Origin of the sequence: Psychrobacillus sp. FSL H8-0483 (assembly GCF_038637725.1) — a bacterium.
Lineage (GTDB): Bacteria > Bacillota > Bacilli > Bacillales_A > Planococcaceae > Psychrobacillus.
The window spans coordinates 2,901,131-2,924,953 of the sequence record NZ_CP152052.1; the positions used below are offsets into that span (position 1 = coordinate 2,901,131).

Below are 23,823 nucleotides of genomic sequence, written 5' to 3' on the forward strand. Positions count from 1 at the left end.
ATAGAGTTTTTCAGTGCCCTCTGGCTTATCGGAACAAATCCTACATCACCATTTTTCAGTGCCCTCATAAGCCCGCTATTGGGTTATGGCAGCCCGTTTTTCCAGGATGAGTCTCGATGATTTTCGTCTTAAAATAGATGCTTCTAAAAACAAAAGCCTAATTTAACATAGACTATTCAAAAGTATTTTTTTAACAGTCTAAAATGGTTTTTGTTAAAATTTGAACTTTTCCATTTCGTCTTTCGCATTTGCCTTCGACCAAAATAATAGAAAGCTCACTTAGAAGATTATTGTACTTGGCGTATTCTTCAGGAAATAAAGTAATAGAAAGACTTCCGGTATCATCTTGAATAGTGACAAAAGCCATCGCTTCACCTTTTTTCGTACGGATTCTTTTTATTTCTTGGATTAATCCCACTACTCTTACTTTCGAGTCTTTTGTAGATTGCAGTATGTTCCATATATTATTAATTGGCTCAGTAATATTTTTCTTCTTATCTATCGTTGGATGTTCAGAAAAATATTGTCCTAATACTTCTTTTTCAAATTGGAGTTTTAGCATTAAAGGCAATGGTTCTGACTTTATATATTTGGATTTCCCAAAATGTGAAGCATCTCCTCCAAATAAGTCCGTTTCTTCTGCAGGACTTACAAGCTCTGCATATTTTGCTGCTGCGTCTAGTGTTGCAAGTAAGGTCGAACGTTCCACACCAAAATCATCTAATGCACCGGCCTTTATAAGCGGCTCTATATTCTTTCTTGTAAAATGAATAGCGGATATACTTGCAGCAAAATCAAATATATCTTCCCAATTCATTGATCCATCCATCCTCTGCTTCAGTAGTTTCTGCGTAAATAGATGAGAAACCCCTTTTATTGCTTGTAAACCAAATCTTACTCCATCATTTTCAACCGTAAAAAATGGTAGGCTTTTAAATATAGATGGAGGAAATACCGGAATCTCTTTTTGTTTCATCTCCATAACTAGTTGGTTTAACTTTTCTTGATTTCCTGTAGCTGTACTTAATAGAGCGCAGTAGAATTCCAGTGGAAAATGGGCTTTCAAAAAGGCCATTTGATAGGATATGAGACTATAGGCAACTGCATGACTTTTTGGAAATCCATAGTCTGCAAATCGAACGATAAGGTCATAAACAGAAGAAGCTGCTTGCTCTGAATGACCAAGTTGAATTGCTTTCTGGACAAAATGAGTACGTTCTTTTTGTAAAATATCTCGATTTTTTTTACTTACAGCTCTTCGCAATAAATCAGCTTCTCCAAATGTAAATCCAGCCATTTGGGAGGCAATCTGCATAATTTGCTCTTGATATACTATAATGCCATACGTCTCTTGTAAAATAGGCTGCAAAACAGGATGTTCATACGTAACCGGTATTTGGCCTAATTTACGTTTTGCGTATAATGGAATACTATCCATTGGACCTGGTCTATATAATGCATTTACTGCTACAATATCTTCCAATCTAGTGGGCTGTATCTGTTTCAGCGCATTTCGCATCCCAGCTGATTCTAACTGAAAGACACCTGTCGTATCTCCATGTTGTAACAAGTGAAATGTACTTTCGTCATTTAGTGGAATATCGGTTAAAGAAAACTTCATAGAACGATTATTGTTTATAAGGTTTAAAATTCGTTCAATGATCGTCAGATTCCTTAAACCTAGAAAATCCATCTTTAACAAGCCTATTTGTTCTACTTCCTTCATTGGCCATTGTGTTAAAAATATCTCATCATGTCCGTTTTGAATAGGCACTACATCCACAAGCGGAACAGGAGACAACACAACACCTGCTGCATGGGTAGATGCATTTCTTGGCAACCCTTCTAAAGCAAGAGCCACTTGAAACCATTTCTTTCGAATATCCTCTGTCTGTATGAATTCTCGTAATTTTTGTGATTGCTCGAAAGCATCTTGTAAGGTGATACCTAATTTATTTGGAATGAAAGAGGAAATAGCCTCTAATGTAGTAGACTCAAATCCAAACACCCTCGCAACTTCTCTGGCAACTGCTTTCGCAGATAAGGTTCCAAACGTAATAATTTGAGAAACGTAATTTTTCCCATATTTCTCAGCAACGTAATGTATTACTTCCATTCTTCTAGAATCAGCGAAATCAATGTCTATGTCAGGCATAGTTATTCGTTCAGGATTTAAAAAACGCTCGAAAAGTAGCCCATAAGTTAAGGGATCTACATCCGTAATAAATAAAGAATAAGCCACAAGTGAGCTTGCAGATGAACCTCGACCAGGTCCCGTTAAAATATTGGCTTGCTTTGCAAATTTCATAAAATCTTGCACAATTAAGAAGTAATCCTCATAATTCATTTGATTAATAATTTGAAGTTCGTAATGAAGTCGATCTTTATACCGTTGCGTCACTTCTTGTAAACGTATTTTTAGTCCTTCTTCGCATAGCTCTCTTAAGTAATCTTTTGCTAGCACGGATTCCGGCAAGGGGAATTTCGGCATAATATGTGCTTGATGATCAAAGTTCACTTGACATCCTAACAACATTTCCTGCGTATTTTCAAGCCAGTGAGGAACGTCTGAAAACCACTCGTTCCATTCTTCATTTGTTAAAACATGATACGAATGATCCGAAGGCTTTAGTCGATTATGATCCGTCATTTTCACGGATTGGTCCATTGCATTTAATACTTCGTAGGCAAATGCATCTTCTTTTTGTACATAGCGACTCATATGAAAGACGGTTATTTTTGTAGAGGTTTGCTGCGCGGCCTGTATTATTTCCACTTCCAATTCAAGCTTCTGACCATTTGGACGCTCTATTCCAATATATAGGGAAGAGATATCGAAAATAGTATGTAACTCTGAAAGTGCTTCAGCAGAAAAATGGTTGTCAGCCTTATAAACAGCGATTAGACCAGTTTTATAGGCTTGTAACCATTTTTTAGGAAGGATAGTAAGTTCTCTTGTCTCAAGACTACTAGATATTTTCAATAAGTTCTCGTAGCCATCATTATTCTTTGCATATAGAACGACAACAACAGATTTACTTTCTAATTGGACATTCAAGGAAAGACCTATGACTGGCTGAATTTGATGTTTACTTAATTCATGCCAAAAAGGCAACAACCCATACAATCTACTGTTTGTAATGGCAGCTGCCTTTGCATTATTTTCTTTCAACTTTTGAATGAGCTGCTCCAATTGAATTGTACTTTTCAGCATATCCGCTGATGTGACAATTTGTGGATATACTGTTTTCATAATAAACACCTCAATTTATAGCTTTTTCAAATCTTCCACGACTTGATCTGCTTCATCCCATGTTTGAACGCTAGCTCCTGAAGCGAGCGGATGACCTCCACCACCGTACTTCTTAGCAATTCCATTAATAACCGGACCTTTAGAGCGTAAACGAACACGAATAGCGTCTGCATCTTCAATGAAAAACACCCAGCATTTCATTCCTTTAACGTCCGCTAACGCACTTACTAATAAAGAAGCCTCTGACTCAGCTACCTTATACTTTTGTAGGAGTTCTCTCGTCAATTTCACATGACCGACTCCTTTGTCATCCATCTCAAAGTTTGCATAAATATAGCCTTTGAGTTGAAGTAGATTACTTTCCACTTCGTACATGCCATTAAAAAGTGCTGTACGATCAAAACCATAGGAAATTAATTCACCTGCAACGTTCATCGTTTGTTCTGTCGTACTTTGGAACATGAATCTGCCTGTATCCCCTACTATTCCTGCATAAAGTAATCTTGCTATGACAGCATCCATTTTCCAACCTTTATATTCTCTAGCCTCAGCAAACAATTCAAAAATCATTTCACTCACAGAACTGGCATCTGTATCTACCCAAAGTAAATCTCCGTATGCATCGTCATTTGGGTGGTGGTCAATTTTTAGGAGATAACTACCTAGCTTATAGCGTTCGTCATCTATTCTTTCCGTATTTGCTGTATCCGTTACAATGACTAATGCGTTTTGAAAGTCTTCATCTGTCACTACATCTGGATGAGCAAGAAAGTCTAATGTATTTTCATGGGTTCCTGTTGCAAATACTTTTTTGCTTGGATAGTTAAATGCTATTAATTCTTTAAGACCTATTTGTGAGCCGTATGCATCGGGATCTGGCCTAACATGACGGTGTAAAATTATTTTGTCATAGCGTTCGATTGTGTCTATGATTTGTCTTTTCATTTATTTTCCCCCATTGAGACTCGTTTACTATTCGCATTTTTTGAAATTTCCTTTACAATAATAGAAGATTATCTTTTATTGGAGGTTCATTATGTTTCTAAATGTACTATTCGTAATTGCTATAGTTGTCTCATTTGTTTGGTATTTTTATTATAAAACTAAACAGCTACGCACAACTTTACCTATTCGTAAAAAATGGTTCGCAGCAAAAGCTTCTGCATGTCTTGGAGCATTTTTACTATTTTTTGGGCTTAACTTTTTATTTGTTTACCAATCCGGTGTAACCTATGTTGTTTCTGGACTATTCATTTTACTAGGCGGTTATTTTATGTATCATAATTTTAAGGCTGCAAAACACTATGGTCAGTTTGTAAAAGAGGAAGTTTCTCTAAATCAATAATCGTCTATGATGCAGCCAAATGCTGCATCATTTTTTTATTTACATAGAATCCTTACACTTTATCTTTCTAACAACTGATAGGTTACCATTGCTTTTCCGACTAGTTGTTTGTCATTAAATACTTCGATATCCATCTTCGCTACTTTTCGGCTCATTTCTAAAACACGAGCGTGAACTCGAAGAATACTTTCCAATTGAATTGGTTTTGTATAATAAATCGTCATATTTTCAACAACACTTTCTCCACGCTTCCGAATCTTCAATGTTTGCGCGCCAGTTTCTGTTAACAGGATAGTAAAAGCTCCGTAAGACATCGCTCCATAGTGATCCGTCATTTGCGGAGTTACTTCAAACTCAAATAAAAATTCCTCCGTGGATATAACTTTTATTTGCTGTTTAACGATATCATCGATTGTCTCTCCATTTTGGGGCTGTCTAGAAGCGGCTTGTAATGCTTTTAAAACATCTTGTCTACTAATAACACCTTCTAAATAATTACTATCCCGCACTACTGGCAACAAATCGATTCCTTCCCAGATCATTCGATGACTAGCAGATGCAACACTTGTTTTCATCGTTATGGATATTGGGCTTTTCGTCATCACTTTTTCAATCAATTCATTACTTGATTTCCCTATTACATCTCTAGCAGTAACTATCCCGACTAATTTATTCGATTTATCTACTACTGGAAATCCACCATGTGTCGTTAAATGGTTTAACTCCCGGTATTGCTTAACTTGGTCCGTTGTATATAGAAAGGACGTTTCTTGTATGGGTACATATATATCTTCGATGAGTAAAACATCTTTTTTAATTAGTTGATCGTCTATTGCTCGGTTAATCATTGTTGCCACTGTGAATGTATCGTAACTAGTTGAAATAACGGGCAGTTCTAATTCATCTGCTAGCTTTTTAATACTGTCTAAAACATCGAATCCACCTGTGATTAATACTGCTGCTCCTGCTTGTAATGCAGTCTCATGGACTTTTAAGCGATTCCCAACTATCAGTAAGTTACTCGGCTCCACATAACGCATCATATCATCCAGCTGCATTGCACCAATTACAAACTTATTCAATGTTTTATATAGACCCGTTTTACCACCCAAAACTTGTCCATCTACAATATTTACAACTTCAGCAAAAGTTAGTCTTTCAAAATGCTCTTTCTTCTTTAGTTCGATTCGAATTGTACCAACTCGTTCAATCGTACTAACTAGTCTTCTAGTCTCCGCTTCCTTTATTGCTCGATAAGCTGTACCCTCACTGACTGCTAAATCCTTTGCAATTTGTCTAACGGATATTTTATCTCCAACAGGAAGATTTTCTATATATGCTAAAATTTGCTCATGTTTTGTTGTCATGTAGTCACATCCAAACGATTGTTATACGTTTATTGTACCACAATTTTCACTATATCTATTTATGTGACAATTGGACAAAGTCCCCTGCATTCAATACTTGTACATCTGCAGTTTTCACAAGGTCTTTAAACTCATTTGGATTCTGCTTTATCGCCGGAAACGTATTATAGTGAATCGGAACCACTATTCTTGGGTTAAGTAATTGCACAGCATATGCAGCATCTTCAGGTCCCATCGTAAAGTTATCTCCAATTGGTAAAAATGCTACGTCAATGTTATTTCGTTCCCCGATTAACTTCATATCTCCGAACAATGCGGTATCTCCAGCATGATAAATAGTTATTCCTCCAACTGTGAGCAGGATTCCCGCAGGCATTCCACCGTAGATGGTCTTTCCTTCTGTTGTTGTAAATGATGAGCTATGAAAAGCTTGTGTATATTTTACTTTTCCGAAGTCAAAGTCAAATGCTCCGCCTATTCCCATTGCATGCACCTTTACTCCTTGTGATTCTATATAATTCGCAAGTTCAAATGTGGCAATTACAAATGCATCATTTCTTTTTGCGAGGTCCACCGTATCTCCCACATGATCATTATGGCCATGCGTTAATAAGATGACGTCGACACTTTCTTCCGAAGCTTTTAAATCCGTTTGTCCATTTCCTGTAATAAATGGGTCAATTAAAATTGTGTGTGTGTTTGTTTTAATCTTGATTACTGAGTGTCCATGGTAGCTAATGTTCATGTCATCATCTCCTTAAATAATTTTATACTTTCTCTTATTATTCATTCAACGTAGATGCTAGAATTCCTTTATTCTGCTATTCTTAATTATATAAACCAAAAAGAGGTGCCTTTATGAATCAAATAGAAAAAATTCAATCGTTTTTACAATCTAATAAAACGGATGCTGCTTTTATAACTACTCCAGACAATGTGTTTTATTTTACCGGCTTTAGAAGCAACCCACATGAACGCTTATTGGGGGTTGTTATTTTTAAAGATACCGCTCCCTTTATTATTTGCCCTAAAATGGAAATTCCAGACGCAAAAGTTGCTGGGTGGACAGGTGATATAGTAGGACATCAAGATACAGAAAATGCTTGGGATATCGTTATTCAAACGATCCAAGAAAAAGTTGGAGGCATAAATACGCTTGCCATCGAAAAAGCACATTTAACAGTGGAGAGACTAGAAGCACTGGAGGAAAGAATCCCTTCTTTACAAGTTTCTAGAATTGATGAAAAGATAAACGAGCTTCGTGTGATTAAATCGGAAGAAGAATTAGTGAATATGCGTAAAGCTGCAGAGCTTGCTGATTATGCAATTGAAGTTGGATGCAAAGAAATCGCAGAAGGTAAAACAGAGCTCGAAATATTAAACGCGATAGAATTAGCAGTAAAAGAAAAAGGTGCTGCACAAATGTCCTTCGATACAATGGTATTAAGCGGACCTAAGACTGCTTCTCCTCACGGAACTCCTGGTGATCGTAAAATCCAAAAAGGTGACTTTATATTATTTGACCTTGGGGTTGTTTACAATGGCTATTGCTCAGATATTACACGCACCGTTGCTTTTGGTGAACCAACTTCGGACAAACGTGAAATATACGAAACAGTTCGTCAAGCGGAAGAAGCTGCAGTACAAGCTGTTAAACCAGGTATTACTGCGATGGAACTAGACAAAATTGCTCGTGATATTATTACAAATGCAGGATATGGAGACTATTTTACACACCGTTTAGGCCATGGACTTGGTATTTCTGTTCATGAGTTTCCTTCTATTACAGGAGTAAATGATATGAAACTAGAAACTGGGATGGTTTTCACCATTGAACCAGGAATTTATCACCCAGAAATAACTGGCGTTCGTATCGAAGACGACGTTGTAGTAACAGCTGATGGAGTCGAAGTGCTAACTAAGTTTCCAAAAGAATTACAAATTCTATAATATAGAAGCGCCCTTTTAGGGTGCTTTTTTACTGTCCAATCATATAGCCAATAAACGCAAATGCTAGTCCCCCTAAATAGGTAGTAGAAAAATAAAGAAGCCATCTCATCGGATTCTTTTGGAGTGTATATAATTCTTTATTGAAGGTAGAAAAAGTTGTAAACGCCCCTAGAAAACCGGTCCCAATCATTAATAAATAAAATTCTTCCATGTTAATCCCAATAATTATCCCAAGAAGAAATGAACCTACAATATTAACTGATAGCGTCCCGTAAGGAAAGCCCCCATCCGATTTATCGTTCCATTTCTCTGAAATGTAAAACCTAGCAATTGCTCCTACAAATCCCGCGATGCCAACAGCAAACAAATAGTAGAGACTCATCTACTCACCTCTTTTTTCCACCCTATGTTACTCATTAAAATTCCACCGACCATACTTATTCCAATATAAACGAAAGCAAGAATAGTATCACCATTGTGAAACAAACGGACTGTTTCGACACTAAATGCTGAAAACGTGGTAAAAGATCCTAAAAATCCAGTCCCGACTGCTACTTTTAGTTGTTTAGAAAACATACTTCTAGACGTTATAAATGCTAAAGCAAAGCACCCCACTAAATTTACACATAATGTAGCGAATGGAAACACTGATTGTGAGAAAAATATATTTCCTATAACATATCTTGCAATTGCACCCATTGCGCCTGCAACCCCTACGTAAAAAAACATCATTTTTTCATCTCCATTGATGCTAATAATCAGAAATCACCCAAGCCTGTACAGGTTTGGGTGATGACCTTTTACTATTTAGTTTAAAAGAGTTGCTACATCAACATAAGGCAAGCCTTGTGCTTCCGCAACAGCCTTAAATGTTATGTTGCCTGCTAAAGTATTAATACCTTTTTGTAAAGCAAGATTATCTAAGCATGCTTGGATATACCCTTTGTTTGCAATTTGAACTGCATAAGGGACAGTAGCATTTGTTAACGCCATTGTGGAAGTTCTAGGTACTGCTCCTGGCATATTAGCAACTGCATAATGTACTACGCCATGTTTTACATAAATTGGATTGTCATGAGTTGTAATGCGATCCGAAGTTTCAAAAATACCACCTTGGTCAATTGCAATATCAATTACAACAGAACCAGGAGACATAGATTTAATCATTTCTTCTGATACAAGCTTAGGGGCTTTGGCACCAGGGATGAGAACTGCTCCTACTACTAAATCTGCTTCTTTTACCGCTTGTCCAATATTATAAGGATTAGAGATTAATGTTTGAACATTGCTACCAAATAAGTCTTCTAATTGACGTAGACGATCAGCATTTAAATCGATAATTGTTACTTGTGCTCCCATACCTATAGCTATGCTAGCTGCGTTTGTACCGGCAATACCTCCACCTATAATCGTAACCTTTGCACGTGGTACCCCTGGAACTCCTCCAAGTAAAATACCTTTTCCACCATTAATTTTCTCTAAGTATTGAGCACCAAGTTGCGTTGCCATACGACCAGCAACTTCACTCATAGGAGTTAGCAATGGTAACGAGTTATTTGGAAGTTGAACTGTTTCGTATGCAATAGCAGTTACTTTCTTTTCCAGTAATACTCTCGTCAAATCTTCTTCAGGAGCTAAATGCAAGTAAGTAAAAAGAATTGATTCCTCACGAATAAGTGAAAATTCTTCATGAGTAGGCTCTTTTACTTTCATCACCATCTCTTGATTCCATGCTTCTTCTGCTGTTTGTACAATTGTTGCACCTGCAGCAATATAATCCTCATCCGCAAAACTTGAGCCTAATCCAGCGCCAGCTTCGATAAATACTTCGTGATTATAAAGTTTTAAACTCACTACTCCTGCTGGTGTCATTGCCACACGATTTTCATTGTTTTTTGTTTCTTTCGGAACCCCAATACGCATTTTTTTATCCCCCTATGTAAGCATTTTAATCAAAGCAATAATAAATGAAACATTTAAACAAGTCCATTTTATCATTAATAAATCAAAAATGCTCAACAAATAAAATAATTAAAAGGAAATGTTCACAAATTGTGCAAATTAAATAAATAATAGTAGAAGGAATATACCAATAAATCTCGAAATATATATATATAACAAGTATAGGAGGTTTTAATAATGACATTGAAATATAACCAAATTATTGTAGCGGTGGATGGATCAAAGGAAGCAGAGTTTGCATTTAAAAAATCAGCATCAATCGCAGCTAGAAATAACGCAACTTTAAATCTGATCAACATAATTGACACTAGATCATTTGCTGCAATCGAAGCATATGACCGTTCCATTGCCGAAAGAGCACAAGTATTTGCTGAAGAATTACTAGAAGGCTACAAAAAACAAGCAATTGCAGCAGGGGTTAAAAAAGTTAATATTATAGTGGACTACGGTTCACCTAAATCAATGATTTCCAAAGACATCGCGAAAAGGGTAGAAGCAGATTTAATTATCTGTGGTGCTACTGGTCTGAATGCTATGGAAAGATTTCTAATCGGAAGTGTATCCGAATATATCGTTCGTTCCGCAAATTGCGACGTATTAGTAGTTCGTACAGAAGAAAAACCAGATTAAATATTAATTCATGAAGGATAGTCAATTACGGCTATCCTTTTTTTACCCCTGCAATTCTCATCGTATCTCTCGCAATCATTATTTCTTCGTTTGTAGGTATCACGATTTATACAAAAAACATATCGAATATTGATATGACAATGTTTCATTGAATTCTTAACCCCAAATTTATCATTTCAGTTGTGATTGCTCTACGATTTGAAAAAATGGTTATGATTGCTTTTTTATGTACACCACTCTAATAGTACTACCATAAATCCAGTTTAAATTCTAAAAAAAGCCTATCATATCTAGTTTATGTCGCTTCTTTGCTACTCTTATTCTATTGTTCTCTTCAACCTTGAACTTTCACTAGCCTTCTACCATACTTACTGCTCACTTTAAATAATGATTTTACACTTTAGCTCAAAAAAAAAAAAGAGAGCAATGATAGCTCTCAATTACAAAATTAATATCATAATTTATCATCTATATCAGATGTATCTACATCATCCCCAAACCAATCCTTTAACTTATCTTTTGCTTGTTTTTTTATATCTGCATCAATGTATATAGCCACTTGAAATAATGCTACCATAACGAGAGATAGATCATCAATATAACCTACCCCCATAGCAACATCTGGAATTATATCTATTGGAAGTATAAAGTACCCTAATGCCCCTACAATTGTAGCTTTTACTTTCAAAGGTACCTCTGGTTTCTGCAATGTAAAATAAAGAAGTAGAACAGCATATATAACTGAAGAGCCAGCTCTCTTAGCGAAATTTCTGATTTTTTTCCACAACTTATCTTCCGAATAATACTTTCCGTGATTTTGAATAGCTTCTTCTTCCATATTTTCTGCATCAAACTTTAATTCTTCTACCTCTTTTTCTTCAAAATCTAATTTTTCTTCTTTCTCTACTTCCTCAAAATTTACTCCATCTATTATTTCTTCCTGTGTCACTTCCAATTCATCATTTTGTTTCTTTTTTCTAAACATCTCAAACAATTAATATCCCTCCATTAATATTCGGTTATTTATTTTTTACAAATATAGTTAATATTTTTCTCCCAAATAAATATACCATATTACCTGAATAAAAATGCTGTTCACTTTTATTTTTCTCTTTTCATTTAATTAAGCAAAAAAAATATATAAACACGTAGTTTATACCGCTCTATCTCAAAAGGTTACGCTCACGACAATTGCTCTTAAAGTGTGAAACCTTCCATTATTTTGTTGATTTCTATGTATTTCAACTTCACAAGGTTGCTCTCGTATCGCTGCGTATTCCTTTTGGTATGGGTGTAGTAGGTAGCTTGGATTCTTCATTCATACTAATCAAATTATCGGAAAATACCCCCTACCTGAATCATGCCATCCGGATCTCGAAATGGCTCTGTGTGACGGTGTGACGGTCTGACGCTCCCATGACGGAATATCAACCTCACCGCGTAGGAACACACAGGAGGCGTGTGTGGCTCTACACATAGCTCTCTGTTGCATGGCTTAAATAAAATATAAATTTTAAGGGGCTATCTGTTATGAATAAACATACAGAAAAGCCCCCATAAATCGCCCATTCTCTTATCAATTACCCCAACGGAACCTTTCTAAAATTCCATTAATCCATAAGAGCTTCTATTAATTTTCACAAGTATTTATAAACGGTTCTGTCACTGACCTCTAAGTAGTGCTTATTGATTGTTTCAAGGTTTTTGTGACCACTTTGCTTTGCGATTGTTGCTAGGTCTGCTCCTGCTTCGTGCATAGCTGTAATTTGAGTTTTGCGTAATGTGTTATCATCAATTGAAAAAAGAACTTCGAATAAGAAAAACATAGGGAGATTTTAGTCTTCCTATGTTATCATTCATATTATTTATCTGTTTGTTTTTGCTTCTTTTTCAAATACTCCGCACGTATTTTTTCAAGTTGCTGCTTTTTATCAAATTTTGCGGGCTTGTGTTTTTCATGATACTTTGTCACAGCTACCTGACCTTTAGTATCCAATTGATATTTCCCCACTTTGTTCACCTACTTTTCTTGTCTTTAAAGAGAATCTATTCAACAAATATAATATACCTTATTTTACTGAAGTAAACCTTATTACTTTATTAGAGTACTGCTAACCTTGCATATATCTGTAAAAACATTAAAAACTTAGTAAAATAATTCATCGCCAAATAGTATTCATTATACTTATCTTTACAACCTTGAATTTGCACTCAAACCCTTTATACTCCTGCAATTCTCATCGTATCTCTCGCAATCATTATTTCTTCGTTCGTTGGTATCACGATGACTTTTACAGGAGAGTGTGGGTAATTAATAAACCCTTCCTTACCATTCAATTTGTTTAAATCGGGGTCCATATAAACACCCATGAATTGAAGTCCTGTCAACACTTTTTCGCGAATAACTTCACTATTTTCACCAATACCAGCTGTGAAGATAATGGCGTCTACACCGTTCATACGGGCAGCATAAGATCCGATATATTTATGTATTCTATTAGCAAATACATCAAGTGCTAATTGAGCACGATCATTTCCCTTAGATGCCTCTACTACAATATCTCTTAAATCACTTGAAAAACCAGAAACACCAAGCATTCCAGATTTTTTATTCAACACATCTAATATTCCCTCAGCACTTTTTCCCGTTTTCTCCATTAAATAAGGAATGAGAGCGGGATCAATGTTACCTGACCTAGTGCCCATCGTTACACCTGCAAGTGGTGTAAAGCCCATAGATGTATCAATCGACTTTCCTTTGTGAATTGCAGCGATGCTTGCCCCATTGCCCAGATGGCAAGAGATAAAACGAGTAGTTTCCAACGGTCGATTTAACAGTTCTGCAGCTCGATTCGCCACATATTTGTGAGATGTACCGTGAAAGCCGTATTTTCGGATTCCATATTTTTCATAGTAATTATAAGGAATAGAGTATAAATAAGAACTTTCTGGCATCGTTTGATGAAAGGCGGTATCAAACACGGCTACGGCAGGAACATTCGGCAATTCTTTTGCAAATACCTTAATACCTGCCACATTTGCAGGATTGTGAAGTGGTGCAAGCTCGGACAACTCTTCTAAGGTCACTAAAACACCCTCTGTTATGAGTACAGAGTCACTATAAACCTCTCCTCCATGGACGACACGATGTCCTATTCCTTGAATATCGTCTAATGATTCAATCACACTTTTATCCAATAATATGTTTATTAATAATTTGACTGCTTGTGCATGATTTTCAACTGTTTGAATCATATGAATCCGCTCGTCTTTAGTCGTCATTGTAAAAACTGGATCACTTAAACCGATTCGCTCTATTAAACCTTTTGCAATTACTACTTCTTCTGGCATTTTAAATAATTGAAACTTTAAAGAAGAACTTCCTGCATTTACTGCTAAAATATTTGGCATAAAAAAACGCCCCTTCTTTGAACTAGTACTTTAATTGTACCGTTCGTTTTAGGGGCGAGCAACTTTCACTTGGCATTTTCTTCTTGCCAGATATCTATTTTTTGGAAGAAGAGTTCCATTGCTTCTTTGTTCGACATATTAGGAACTTTTGCAAGCAACACTTCTCGTGGCGCTTTCAGTGCCTCACTTTTCTTTTGCAAAATGAGCAGGCTTTTTTCTTGTCCTTTAGTTTTAAAGATGGAAGATGGAAATTGAATGACTGCTTGGATCCATCCCTGTTCCTTAATAAATTTATGAAGCTGTGCTGCTTGTTTGGATTCAAAAATAGTAGCAGGGACTAAAAAGTATAGATAACCACCTGGTTTTACATGCTTCATCGACTGTTCCATAAATAAGTGATGTGCATAAGACATTTCATCTTTACTATGTAGAAAATAGTCTTGTGCAATTTCCTCATCCGGATAGAAACCAACCGGTAAATCACTTATTACGATGTCCACTGGATCAATTAATAAAGGTTTTAGAGCATCCTGTCGAAACAACTGAACATCATGTGTTAGCAGTTCACCTGTTTGGGCTGCAAGTTGAATCAGTAACTCATCAATTTCAACACCAAAAGCGTAATTTTCTGTAGGTATGGCATTCATTATGGTATACAGCAAATTACCTGTTCCAAGCGCAGGATCTAAAATAGAAAGTTCTTTTTTGCCTTTCGCCATTTCTTTTACAAAATAACTTACTAATAAACCGATGGCATCTGGAGTCATTTGATGATTCACTTGAGCTGATTTTTTCATTCCTTTTAAGATGGCCAACTGAACTGCTTTTCGAATCTGTTCTTTGTCTGGATTATATACGGTAGGAACTTTTTTCTCTTCTAGCCATAGTTCAAGAGCGTACACAACGCCTTCTAAATAGGTTGCTGATTGTTGTTCTTCTATAAACGTACTTTCTTGATCAATAAAGGTAAAAATTTGTTCAACATTTGTATGCATAAATATCCCTCATATGAAAACCCACTCTCAACTGCGAGTGGGTTTCGTGTATTATTAATTCGTTGCTGCTTTAACAGCTTCTAGCGCTTTTTCATAGTCTGGATGATCTGTACCTTCGCTTACATATTCAGCATACGTTACAACATCGTTTTTATCTACTACAAATACAGCGCGAGCTAGTAAACGTAATTCTTCCATGTATACACCGTAAGCTTCTCCGAATGATAGGTCTCGGTGGTCAGATAATGTTTGAATTGCGTCTGCTGCATTTGCCCCACACCAACGTTTTTGCGCGAATGGCAGGTCTACTGATATTGTTAAAATAACCACGTCGTCACCTAAACTAGCAGCACTTTGATTGAATTTATTAGTTTGGATAGAACAAACACCTGTGTCAAGGGAAGGAACTACACTGATTAAACGAACTTTATCAGCAGAGTCTTGAAGTGTAACGGCTGATAAATCATTTGCTAATACTTTAAAGTTTGGCGCTTTTTCTCCAACTATTATTTCTTTACCTACTAAAGTTACTGGATTATTTTTAAATGTTACTTGAGCCATATATGTAGCCTCCTTTTTCATTATCTTTATCTTACTAGAATACATTCTCCTCTTGCAACTCTTTTGCAGTTGAAGGGTGTTCATATTCTACTTTTTCCTTTTTCTCGTAAGATGCTTCATATACCACTAAAGTATCGGCGATATAATCGTGAATTGCTTGTTTCTTTGGTGTAAATCCCACGACAATATACGGAATATTAAATGGAATTACGGAAATAAGACGTCCAATCCACTCTCTAAACAGAACAGTACTCCATGTTAATTTTCCGCCATCCTTTGAAACTACTCGAATGCCAACAATTATTTTCCCTACTGTTTGATGACATAACTTCGTCATTAATACAAAGTAAGTGTAAAAAATGATTGCAGTAATTATGGCAAAAGGCGCGTACCATTTGGAATCATTAAGATCTAATGAAAAAATACGGAACACAGGTTTTATTAGTAACATACCGATGGATGACAATATAAGGATGTCTATTGTATAAGCCCAAAAGCGAATCCAAAAACCAGCAGCTTTCGGTTCATATTGTGCTGTTCGATGAACAACAACCTTTTGGGTTATCGATGTGTTCTCTTGCACATCATGCTCATCTGTCTGTACAACTTCACTCATCTGGACCCCTCCTTATTCATTCCCGTATAAATACATCATTTTTGGTGCATTATTATCTGTTATTAACTTAGCAATTATCTTGGATTCCATATCAACACCTAAAAGTGATTGAGCTTTCATTTTAAATATGGAACCAAAACTTTGTGTATAACCATATTCAAATACTTCAGCATTTTCTAAGTTATAATCTGTTTTAATAGCTTGCACTACGTCTTCTAAAAATCCAAAATCATCCGCTAAACCAGCTTCAATCGCTTGACGTCCATTTACGATTCTTCCATCTGCCACTTTTTTCACTTCAGCTTCCGTCATGTTACGACCTTCTTCGATAATATCGACAAAATCCTCATACGATTCGTTTAACATTTCTTGTAACATATTTCTCTCAGCTTCTGTCATTTCTCTTGTTGGACTCATGATGTCTTTGTATGGACCAGATTTAATCGTTACAAATTCTACTCCGTATTTATCTGCCAGTTTTCCATAGTTAATGCTTTGCATGATAACACCAATGGACCCTGTAATTGTTTCTTTGTTCACAAAAATTTTATCTGCTGGTGCAGAAATATAATATCCACCAGAAGCAGCCATACTTCCCATTGATACATAAATTGGTTTTGCTGTTTCTTCTTGTAATTCCTTAATTTCTTTATAAATTTGGGCTGATTCTACAACTCCACCCCCTGGTGAATTAACTTGTAGTACAATCGCTTTCACCGATTCGTCCGTTTTCGCTTGTTCTAATTGTTGTAAGAAGAATTGATGATTATACCCTTCTGCTCCGAATAGTGTATTAGCACTTCCTGTATCTTGAATTACTCCGTCAACTGTTAATAAAGCTACGCGTTCGTTCACGTTTCCTTCTTCTATTACCGTTTCAAAAAAATCTGAACTGGCAACAGATGCAAAATCATCCATAAAAGCTGTCCAATCTGTTGAAAAGGCACTTGAAAGCGTGTTAACGCCTATCGAAATTACCAATAATATGGTCGCCCCTAAAATAGCAAACCAGCGTTTCATATTCATAAATGTTACTCCTCCTTTAACTTTCCTCTTTTTATACGTAAAAAATGTCAAAACGTTTCATGTAATGCTAAAATATATATAATTATATAAAAAGGAGAATACTTATGACCTCCAGAAATACAATATATTTATATACTAAGAATGACACAAAGTCTTTGCAAATAAAAGCTACATTGGAAAAAGCAATTATACAAAATGGATTTAAAGTCGTAGAAGAAGATCATCATGCTTCAATCATAGTAAGCATTGGAACAGACGGTTCTTTTTTACAAGCCGTTCGCAATACGGGTTTTAGACAAGATTGCTTGTATGCTGGTATTTCAACGTCAGATTCCTTAAGTATGTATTGTGATTTCCTTGCTGATGATATTGAGGCAATGGCAGAAGCTGTCTTAACTAATAAAATTGAAGTTCGTAAATATCCTGTCCTAGAAATTTCGGTAAACAATAATCCAAAATTTTTATGCTTAAATGAGTTTACAATACGGTCTAATATTATCAAAGCATTTGTATTAGATATTTTTATTGACCATAAGCATTTTGAATCGTTTAGAGGAGATGGCATGGTCATATCGACTCCTACTGGTAGTTCCGCTTATAATAAATCGTTAAATGGGGCTATCGTCGACCCACTTCTACCATGTATTCAAGTTGCAGAGATTGCTTCTATAAATAGTAATGAGTTTAGAACATTAGGCTCTTCTTTTATATTAAGTGGTAATAGATCATTAGAACTTCAGTTACATAAAGATTGGAATGATTACCCTTCCATGAGTACAGATAATGAAGCGCTAAGTATTCAACACGTAGAGTCTGTCACCATCTCACTCAGTGATAAAGTAGTAAAAACAGTAAAACTTAAAAATAATAGCTATTGGGAAAAAGTTAAACGTACCTTTTTATAAGGCTAGGTTAAATTACTCTGTTATTTAATTATAAGAATAAATTTTGTGACGAAAATCCGCGAGAAACCTGCGGAAAGACCGGCTACCAAGACCCCGCAACGAGCTTATAGGAACAAATCTTGTTGCCCCAAGGTGGCTAGGAGTTCGTCCACGGAAAGCGAGCGGATTTTCGACAAGTAACAACATGATCGTTTAACAGAGCCTTTTAGAAAGTAAAACAGGTAGTTTCGTCGTCAAACGTAAACTACCTGTTTTTTCGTACTTCCACAATTTTTGAAATAGTAAATAGGATTAATGCACACCAAATGAAAGAAAATGACAAAAACTCAATTTTACTAAATTGTTCATCGTACATGAAGATACCTACTAATAACATAATCGTTGGTGCAATATACTGAATGAATCCTGACATATAAAGTGGCATTGTTTTAGTCCCTTTTGCAAAAAATATAAGTGGGACCGCAGTTGCTACACCTGTTAATATTAACAAAATGACCGTAGATAAATCCGATGAGAAAAACATAGCTTTGTCCGTTGCAACCAAGTATCCAAAATAAATTAGCGCTACAGGAAGTACAAAAAATGTTTCAATCGTTAGTCCTCTTGATGCATTAATCTTCAAACTTTTTTTAATAAGTCCATATAATGCAAACGTAATTGCTAATGTAAAGGCAATCCAGGGAATCTCACCATAAGAGATTGTTAAAATTAATACACCAGCAGCAGCAATTACTACAGCTAATTGTTGCGCCTTTGATAATTTTTCTTTAAAAAATACTATACCGAGTACGACAGAGAGTAAAGGGTTTATGTAATATCCTAGGCTTGTTTGTACAATATATCCTGCATTTACTGCATATATGTATGTAAACCAATTTCCTGTTATTAAATAAGAAGCGATGACTAGGCTCCAGAAATCTTTCTGATTGCCCCATAACTCTTTTAAATCCATCATAAGTTGTTTAAAATTACGACCAACTATCACAAGCAGTAAAGTAAATATAAAAGACCAAATGACTCGACCTGATAATATTTCATCACTGGATACATGGTCTAGTAACTTCCAATATATTGGCATGAATCCCCAAAATACATAAGCAATTACGACCATTATTATTCCTTGCTTTTCTTCCGTTTGCAATACTTCACCTCATTATTTTGAAACACGAGATTCATTATATTGCTTTAGCTCTTTAAAGTAAATAACAAAGCACAGAGATTAATTCGCTCTCCGTGCTTTCCTCTTCTATTTTTTCATTTGATCTTTCTGTCTTAACTCGATTCTTCTAATTTTACCGGATGTTGTTTTCGGTAGTTCAGCAATAAATTCAATTTCGCGTGGATACTTATAAGGAGCAGTCATGGCCTTTACATGATTTTGCAGCTCCTTCACTAATTCAGCTGAGCCTTGAACAGTTGAATCCCTTAAAACAACGTATGCTTTTACAATTGATCCACGAACTTCATGTGGACTTCCAATAACCGCACATTCTTGCACTGCGGAATGTTTTGTTAGTGCATCTTCTACTTCAAATGGTCCAATCGTGTAACCAGAGCTAATAATGATGTCATCTCCTCTACCTTCAAACCAGAAATAACCATCTTCATCTTTTTTCGCTTGGTCACCTGTAATATAATAGTCTCCTCTAAATTGCATCGAAGTTCTTTCAGCGTCTTTTAAATATTCCTTGAATAATGCAGGAGTGGTTATGTGGACTGCAATATCCCCTACCTCGCCCGGTGCGCAAATTTGGCCATGTTCATTAATAATATCCACTGTATTTCCGGGTGTCGGTTTACCCATAGAGCCTGGTCTTGCTTCCATGCCTTTCATTGTCCCAACAAGTAATGTATTTTCGGTTTGGCCATAGCCGTCTCGGACTTCTAAATTGAAAAATTTACCGAATGTATCAATAACTTCTCTGTTTAAAGGTTCACCAGCAGATACTGCGCTATGAAGGGAAGAAAGATTATAGTTTGTTAACCCTTCAACTTTCGCCATAATACGATACTCAGTAGGTGTACAACAGATCACATTCACTTTATTCTCTTGAATAATTTTTAAATATATATTCGGTTCAAATTTCCCATTATATACATACCCAATTGCCCCACTACCAAGAGTTGCAAGGAAAGGACTCCAAATCCATTTCTGCCATCCAGGACTCGCAGTTGCCCAAACAATATCGCCTTCTTGTATACCAAGCCAGTTAGGAGCAGATGTACGCAAATGTGCAAATGCCCATCCATGTGTATGTACAACTCCTTTCGGATTACCTGTTGTTCCACTTGTATAAGATAGGAATGCCATATCATCTTTCAATGTATCTATCGCTTGAAACTCATCTCTTTCATTTTCCATTTCATTCGTTAAAGAAGTCCAGTTTCCATGACCATTCCCAATTACTAATAATAATTTTTCCTCCAAGTGTTTTACATCGTTAAATTGATGTAAAAATGGCTCATAGGCAATAATTGCTTTTGCTTCACTATGTTCTAAACGATACTCAATATCCTTTGCTCTTAGCATTTCAGAACTTGGTATTACAACTAATCCAGCTTTTAAAGCTGCAATATAAACTTCATAGGCCTCAATTAATCGAGGTACCATTACTAAAATTACATCGCCTTTTTGAAGGCCTTTTCTCGTAAAAAGATTAGCAATTTTATTTGCTCGTTGTAATAATTGTTTATACGTACTTTTTCGCGTCTCGCCTTTTTCTGACTCCCAAATTAATGCTAACTTGTTTTCATCAGCAGTAAACTTTTCAAATTCACTTACTAGGTTATAATGCAATGGAGCAATCAAATCTTGTTTTAACATTCCAATTCCTCCTTTAAGTTATTTAAATTATAAAATAAATTATGTAATAATTAAATATATATTTAATTTTCTGATATTATTTTAACATAACATTTAAACGTTGATTAAACTATAAAAAAGTAAAACCGGTAGCATAATCGCTACCGGTTTTACAGTTATACTATTTTAAAAATCCATTCATTTGTTGTTGAGCCTGTTGCACTAATCGCTTTGTAATTTCTCCGCCTACGGATCCGTTGGCACGCGATGAAGCATCAGGTCCAAGTTGTACTCCAAACTCTTGAGCAATTTCATATTTCATTTGATCAATCGCTTGTTTTACGCCTGGAACTACAAGTTTATTGTTGTTTGGCATGTCTCTCACCTCCTTGTGAAATTAGAATGGCTTTTATCATTCAAATCATGCACAGGTTCAAGGAGGTATATTTTGCTATTTTTTAGCCGTTGTAATATTGTGCTGTTGTTGTTTTTTTGCATATAATTTGCGAGAATCCGCACAGGCTCCTGGAGGCTTATCGGTTCGCCCTCGAAAAGCAAGTGGATGCTACCAAATAACAACCATGTAGTTTAACAGTGCTATTTCTTAAAGTAAGTTTTCGAAATTACTGTTTTTTCTCATTGGAAACGAAATCACTTCTCTGTTTTCAACTGCTTCTTTTATCAGATCATCAAAATCCTTAAAGCTTTCATAATACTCCACTTTTTCAAGCTTTGGTTTTGTTTTTGGACAAGATGGCGTGAAAATCGTACAACAGTCCTCATATGGTAATATGGAAGTCTCATACGTATTTATTTCCCGGGCAATATCTATAATGTCTAATTTATCCATTGAAATTAGTGGTCTAAAAACAGGAGTTGTAGTAACTGCATTTATTGCAGTCAAGCTTTCAAGTGTCTGACTTGCAACTTGTCCTAAGCTTTCTCCTGTCACTATTCCTAATGCTCCTATTTCTTCACGAACTATATCGGCAATTTTCATCATCATTCTTCTAGTTGTTGTCATAGTTACATTTTCTGGAATTTGCGATTGTATGCTTTGTTGAATATCTGTAAAAGGAATAACATGTAGTCTCACTGTTGCTCCAAAATGACTTAGCTGATTGGCTAAGTCCATTACTTTTTCTTTTGAACGTTCACTTGTAAATGGAGGACTATGAAAATGAATTGCATCCAGTCGAACACCACGCTTCAACAGCATATAGCCAGCAACTGGACTATCTATTCCACCAGAAAGCATTAATAAGGAGCGTCCATTTGAACCTAATGGCATTCCACCTGCTCCTGGAATTACTTGCGCCATCATATAAACCGCATCTGCCAACACTTCTATGCGTAGATCAATTTCCGGTTTTTTCATTTGCACTTTTAAAGTAGGATGTTGTCTTAAAACATGGCTAGCAATGTTCTTTTGCAATTCATATGTATCCATCGGAAAACGTTTGTCTGTACGTTTTACAGTTACACGGAATGTTTTATCTTGACTATCCAGACTTTCCATTATTTGCAGTGCAGTTGCTTGAATATCCTCTAAACCCTGTGAACAAGATGCAACTGGACTGAAAGATTGAATGCCAAATATTTTTGGAAGTCGTTGAATTAACTCTTGAATCTCTGAGTCCTCCGTCGAAGTTAAAAACATTCGATCTCTTTCCGCGTGTACTTTAATATTTGGTAGATCAACAAATGAAAATTTGATGTTGGTTCTCAAATGGCCAATAAACTGTTTCCTATTTTTCCCTTTTGTTGATAATTCACCGTATCTTACTAATATTTTTTCCCATTTCATAAAATTTAGTCTCCTTTAATTACATTCATCACATGTGAAAATATTTTTTTAAATTGTTCTATTTCTTCTTCCGTATTAATAGAGCTAAAACTTAATCGTATTACTCCTTTAATGTATTCGTCTTGTATATGCATAGCTTTTAATACATGGCTCGTTTTCGTTTGCCTAGATGAACAAGCGCTGCTCGTTGAAACAATAACATCTTTTTGTTGCAATGCATTAATCAAAACTTCCCCTTTTATTTTGCTTACGGAGAACGAAACAATATGTGGAGCTCTATCTGGGGGAGAGATAATTTTAATATTTGGAAAGGAATTTAAAAAATGAATAAGGTTATTAGTCATTTTTTGCATCTTTTCCGCAACATTTTGCATTTGCTCACTTGCAAGTCTTACTACTTTTGCAGTACAGACTGCTAACGGAACAGGTGTTGTTCCACTTCGTATACCTGATTCCTGTCCACCACCAAAAAGGATCGGTTCAACTTCAATGAATTTATTTAGTGCAAGTAGGCCTGAACCTTTTAAACCGTGGATTTTATGAGAAGAAATCGTAAGAGCATCAATATCGAATGCTTGAAAATGTACCGGTAATTTACCAAAGCTTTGTACAGCGTCTACGTGAATCAACGCTCTACCTTGCCCTCTTACAATGCTCGATATTTGTTGGATTGGTTGGATTGCTCCTGTCTCATTATTCACATGCATAACACTTACTAAAACAGTATTGTCACGAAGTAGATTTTTTAGCGCATCTAATAATATAATTCCTTCCGAATCGACAGGAATCCACTCTACTTCATATCCAACTTTGCTTAATTGTTTTGCAGCTTCTAGCACAGATGGATGCTCAATTTCTGAAACAAGTACATGATTTCCACGATGCTTATATTTAGTGGCCAATCCAAAAATGGCTAGATTATTGGATTCTGTACCACCGGATGTAAAATAAATTTTATCACTAGACGTGTGTAAAATATCTGCCACTTGCTCTCTAGCAGATTGCAATAACTCATTTGTTTGATGACCAAATTCATGAATGGATGCAGGATTCGCCCAAAAATTTTCATTTACCGCCACAAATGTTTTCATAATCTCAGGATGCACTTTTGTTGTGGCGCTATTGTCAAAATAAATCAATGTATTCCTCTCTCCTTTTCGGAAAAAAACCACCATCACAATTATAGTGAGGT

24 protein-coding genes are annotated in these 23,823 nt (G+C 35.8%); 4 read left to right on the plus strand and 20 right to left on the minus strand.

Going from position 1 to position 23,823, the window contains the following annotated elements:
• Nucleotides 1–190 precede the first annotated feature (190 nt).
• Complete coding sequence (gene dnaE, locus MHB48_RS13890; protein WP_342598601.1) at nt 191–3,253, minus strand: DNA polymerase III subunit alpha; 3,063 nt, start codon at nt 3,251–3,253, stop codon at nt 191–193.
• Nucleotides 3,254–3,268: 15 nt separating this feature from the next.
• A complete protein-coding gene (locus MHB48_RS13895; protein WP_342598602.1) occupies nt 3,269–4,198 on the minus strand; it encodes a bifunctional oligoribonuclease/PAP phosphatase NrnA in 930 nt (309 codons plus the stop codon).
• A gap of 91 nt (nt 4,199–4,289) precedes the next feature.
• Between MHB48_RS13895 and MHB48_RS13900 the strand changes: the two genes are divergently transcribed.
• Nucleotides 4,290–4,598, plus strand: a complete 309-nt coding sequence (locus MHB48_RS13900; RefSeq protein WP_342598603.1) for a YtpI family protein — start codon at nt 4,290–4,292, stop codon at nt 4,596–4,598.
• A gap of 59 nt (nt 4,599–4,657) precedes the next feature.
• Here the strand turns inward: MHB48_RS13900 and MHB48_RS13905 are convergent, their stop codons facing one another.
• Nucleotides 4,658–5,965 (minus strand): DRTGG domain-containing protein, encoded by a 1,308-nt coding sequence (locus tag MHB48_RS13905; RefSeq protein WP_342598604.1) that lies wholly within the window; start codon nt 5,963–5,965, stop codon nt 4,658–4,660.
• Between the two features lie 55 nt (nt 5,966–6,020).
• Nucleotides 6,021–6,710 carry a metal-dependent hydrolase gene (locus MHB48_RS13910; RefSeq protein ID WP_342598605.1) on the minus strand — a complete coding sequence of 230 codons (690 nt, stop codon included), beginning with the start codon at nt 6,708–6,710 and terminating at the stop codon, nt 6,021–6,023.
• Between the two features lie 113 nt (nt 6,711–6,823).
• Between MHB48_RS13910 and MHB48_RS13915 the strand changes: the two genes are divergently transcribed.
• Nucleotides 6,824–7,915, plus strand: coding sequence for a Xaa-Pro peptidase family protein (locus MHB48_RS13915; RefSeq protein ID WP_342598606.1), 1,092 nt, complete (start codon nt 6,824–6,826; stop codon nt 7,913–7,915).
• 28 nt (nt 7,916–7,943) lie between these two features.
• Here the strand turns inward: MHB48_RS13915 and MHB48_RS13920 are convergent, their stop codons facing one another.
• The 3 genes from MHB48_RS13920 to ald all read right to left on the minus strand — a co-directional run bounded on the left by MHB48_RS13920 (nt 7,944) and on the right by ald (nt 9,838).
• Nucleotides 7,944–8,297 carry a CrcB family protein gene (locus tag MHB48_RS13920; RefSeq protein WP_342598607.1) on the minus strand — a complete coding sequence of 118 codons (354 nt, stop codon included), beginning with the start codon at nt 8,295–8,297 and terminating at the stop codon, nt 7,944–7,946.
• A complete protein-coding gene (gene crcB / locus MHB48_RS13925) occupies nt 8,294–8,647 on the minus strand; it encodes a fluoride efflux transporter CrcB (RefSeq protein WP_342598608.1) in 354 nt (117 codons plus the stop codon). The genes MHB48_RS13920 and crcB overlap by 4 nt, the downstream gene beginning before the upstream one ends.
• Nucleotides 8,648–8,722: 75 nt before the next feature.
• Nucleotides 8,723–9,838 (minus strand): alanine dehydrogenase, encoded by a 1,116-nt coding sequence (gene ald / locus MHB48_RS13930; RefSeq protein WP_342598609.1) that lies wholly within the window; start codon nt 9,836–9,838, stop codon nt 8,723–8,725.
• Nucleotides 9,839–10,054: 216 nt separating this feature from the next.
• On the opposite strand from ald, the gene MHB48_RS13935 reads away from it, so the two are divergent.
• The gene (locus tag MHB48_RS13935) at nt 10,055–10,507 is read left to right on the plus strand and encodes a universal stress protein (protein WP_342598610.1); all 453 of its coding nucleotides are present in this window, start codon (nt 10,055–10,057) and stop codon (nt 10,505–10,507) included.
• 454 nt (nt 10,508–10,961) lie between these two features.
• Here the strand turns inward: MHB48_RS13935 and MHB48_RS13940 are convergent, their stop codons facing one another.
• The 8 genes from MHB48_RS13940 to sppA all read right to left on the minus strand — a co-directional run bounded on the left by MHB48_RS13940 (nt 10,962) and on the right by sppA (nt 17,116).
• Entirely contained in the window at nt 10,962–11,492 is a 531-nt protein-coding gene (locus MHB48_RS13940) for a YkvA family protein (protein WP_342601393.1), read from the minus strand.
• A gap of 652 nt (nt 11,493–12,144) precedes the next feature.
• On the minus strand, nt 12,145–12,333 hold the full coding sequence (locus MHB48_RS13945) for a tyrosine-type recombinase/integrase (RefSeq protein ID WP_342598611.1): 189 nt from the start codon (nt 12,331–12,333) through the stop codon (nt 12,145–12,147).
• A 35-nt stretch (nt 12,334–12,368) separates the two neighbouring features.
• Nucleotides 12,369–12,518 (minus strand): hypothetical protein, encoded by a 150-nt coding sequence (locus tag MHB48_RS13950; protein WP_107925157.1) that lies wholly within the window; start codon nt 12,516–12,518, stop codon nt 12,369–12,371.
• Nucleotides 12,519–12,727: 209 nt separating this feature from the next.
• Nucleotides 12,728–13,918: an acetate kinase gene (locus tag MHB48_RS13955; RefSeq protein WP_342598612.1), complete on the minus strand. Its 1,191-nt coding sequence runs from the start codon at nt 13,916–13,918 to the stop codon at nt 12,728–12,730.
• Between the two features lie 65 nt (nt 13,919–13,983).
• On the minus strand, nt 13,984–14,913 hold the full coding sequence (locus tag MHB48_RS13960; protein ID WP_342598613.1) for a class I SAM-dependent methyltransferase: 930 nt from the start codon (nt 14,911–14,913) through the stop codon (nt 13,984–13,986).
• A gap of 54 nt (nt 14,914–14,967) precedes the next feature.
• Nucleotides 14,968–15,474, minus strand: a complete 507-nt coding sequence (gene tpx, locus MHB48_RS13965) for a thiol peroxidase (protein WP_342598614.1) — start codon at nt 15,472–15,474, stop codon at nt 14,968–14,970.
• Nucleotides 15,475–15,508: 34 nt separating this feature from the next.
• Complete coding sequence (locus tag MHB48_RS13970; RefSeq protein WP_342598615.1) at nt 15,509–16,090, minus strand: RDD family protein; 582 nt, start codon at nt 16,088–16,090, stop codon at nt 15,509–15,511.
• Between the two features lie 12 nt (nt 16,091–16,102).
• A complete protein-coding gene (gene sppA, locus MHB48_RS13975) occupies nt 16,103–17,116 on the minus strand; it encodes a signal peptide peptidase SppA (protein ID WP_342598616.1) in 1,014 nt (337 codons plus the stop codon).
• 104 nt (nt 17,117–17,220) lie between these two features.
• On the opposite strand from sppA, the gene MHB48_RS13980 reads away from it, so the two are divergent.
• A complete protein-coding gene (locus MHB48_RS13980; protein WP_342598617.1) occupies nt 17,221–18,021 on the plus strand; it encodes an NAD kinase in 801 nt (266 codons plus the stop codon).
• 244 nt (nt 18,022–18,265) lie between these two features.
• On the opposite strand, the gene rarD is transcribed toward MHB48_RS13980, so the two are convergent.
• The 5 genes from rarD to MHB48_RS14005 all read right to left on the minus strand — a co-directional run bounded on the left by rarD (nt 18,266) and on the right by MHB48_RS14005 (nt 23,770).
• Nucleotides 18,266–19,162 carry an EamA family transporter RarD gene (gene rarD / locus MHB48_RS13985; RefSeq protein ID WP_342598618.1) on the minus strand — a complete coding sequence of 299 codons (897 nt, stop codon included), beginning with the start codon at nt 19,160–19,162 and terminating at the stop codon, nt 18,266–18,268.
• A gap of 105 nt (nt 19,163–19,267) precedes the next feature.
• Complete coding sequence (locus tag MHB48_RS13990; protein ID WP_342598619.1) at nt 19,268–20,845, minus strand: acyl--CoA ligase; 1,578 nt, start codon at nt 20,843–20,845, stop codon at nt 19,268–19,270.
• 160 nt (nt 20,846–21,005) lie between these two features.
• Nucleotides 21,006–21,200 (minus strand): alpha/beta-type small acid-soluble spore protein, encoded by a 195-nt coding sequence (locus tag MHB48_RS13995; RefSeq protein ID WP_340922359.1) that lies wholly within the window; start codon nt 21,198–21,200, stop codon nt 21,006–21,008.
• 228 nt (nt 21,201–21,428) lie between these two features.
• Entirely contained in the window at nt 21,429–22,631 is a 1,203-nt protein-coding gene (gene thiI / locus MHB48_RS14000; protein ID WP_342598620.1) for a tRNA uracil 4-sulfurtransferase ThiI, read from the minus strand.
• A 5-nt stretch (nt 22,632–22,636) separates the two neighbouring features.
• Complete coding sequence (locus tag MHB48_RS14005) at nt 22,637–23,770, minus strand: cysteine desulfurase family protein (protein ID WP_342598621.1); 1,134 nt, start codon at nt 23,768–23,770, stop codon at nt 22,637–22,639.
• Nucleotides 23,771–23,823 lie beyond the last annotated feature (53 nt).

Bases quoted from the DNA above. Each gene is read 5' to 3' on its own strand.
- dnaE (WP_342598601.1), bottom strand. From the start codon at position 3,253: ATGAAAACAGTATATCCACAAATTGTCACATCAGCGGATATGCTGAAA.
- MHB48_RS13895 (WP_342598602.1), bottom strand. From the start codon at position 4,198: ATGAAAAGACAAATCATAGACACAATCGAACGCTATGACAAAATAATT.
- MHB48_RS13900 (WP_342598603.1), top strand. From the start codon at position 4,290: ATGTTTCTAAATGTACTATTCGTAATTGCTATAGTTGTCTCATTTGTT.
- MHB48_RS13905 (WP_342598604.1), bottom strand. From the start codon at position 5,965: ATGACAACAAAACATGAGCAAATTTTAGCATATATAGAAAATCTTCCT.
- MHB48_RS13910 (WP_342598605.1), bottom strand. From the start codon at position 6,710: ATGAACATTAGCTACCATGGACACTCAGTAATCAAGATTAAAACAAAC.
- MHB48_RS13915 (WP_342598606.1), top strand. From the start codon at position 6,824: ATGAATCAAATAGAAAAAATTCAATCGTTTTTACAATCTAATAAAACG.
- MHB48_RS13920 (WP_342598607.1), bottom strand. From the start codon at position 8,297: ATGAGTCTCTACTATTTGTTTGCTGTTGGCATCGCGGGATTTGTAGGA.
- crcB (WP_342598608.1), bottom strand. From the start codon at position 8,647: ATGATGTTTTTTTACGTAGGGGTTGCAGGCGCAATGGGTGCAATTGCA.
- ald (WP_342598609.1), bottom strand. From the start codon at position 9,838: ATGCGTATTGGGGTTCCGAAAGAAACAAAAAACAATGAAAATCGTGTG.
- MHB48_RS13935 (WP_342598610.1), top strand. From the start codon at position 10,055: ATGACATTGAAATATAACCAAATTATTGTAGCGGTGGATGGATCAAAG.
- MHB48_RS13940 (WP_342601393.1), bottom strand. From the start codon at position 11,492: ATGTTTAGAAAAAAGAAACAAAATGATGAATTGGAAGTGACACAGGAA.
- MHB48_RS13945 (WP_342598611.1), bottom strand. From the start codon at position 12,333: ATGTTTTTCTTATTCGAAGTTCTTTTTTCAATTGATGATAACACATTA.
- MHB48_RS13955 (WP_342598612.1), bottom strand. From the start codon at position 13,918: ATGCCAAATATTTTAGCAGTAAATGCAGGAAGTTCTTCTTTAAAGTTT.
- MHB48_RS13960 (WP_342598613.1), bottom strand. From the start codon at position 14,913: ATGCATACAAATGTTGAACAAATTTTTACCTTTATTGATCAAGAAAGT.
- tpx (WP_342598614.1), bottom strand. From the start codon at position 15,474: ATGGCTCAAGTAACATTTAAAAATAATCCAGTAACTTTAGTAGGTAAA.
- MHB48_RS13970 (WP_342598615.1), bottom strand. From the start codon at position 16,090: ATGAGTGAAGTTGTACAGACAGATGAGCATGATGTGCAAGAGAACACA.
- sppA (WP_342598616.1), bottom strand. From the start codon at position 17,116: ATGAATATGAAACGCTGGTTTGCTATTTTAGGGGCGACCATATTATTG.
- MHB48_RS13980 (WP_342598617.1), top strand. From the start codon at position 17,221: ATGACCTCCAGAAATACAATATATTTATATACTAAGAATGACACAAAG.
- MHB48_RS13990 (WP_342598619.1), bottom strand. From the start codon at position 20,845: ATGTTAAAACAAGATTTGATTGCTCCATTGCATTATAACCTAGTAAGT.
- MHB48_RS13995 (WP_340922359.1), bottom strand. From the start codon at position 21,200: ATGCCAAACAACAATAAACTTGTAGTTCCAGGCGTAAAACAAGCGATT.
- thiI (WP_342598620.1), bottom strand. From the start codon at position 22,631: ATGAAATGGGAAAAAATATTAGTAAGATACGGTGAATTATCAACAAAA.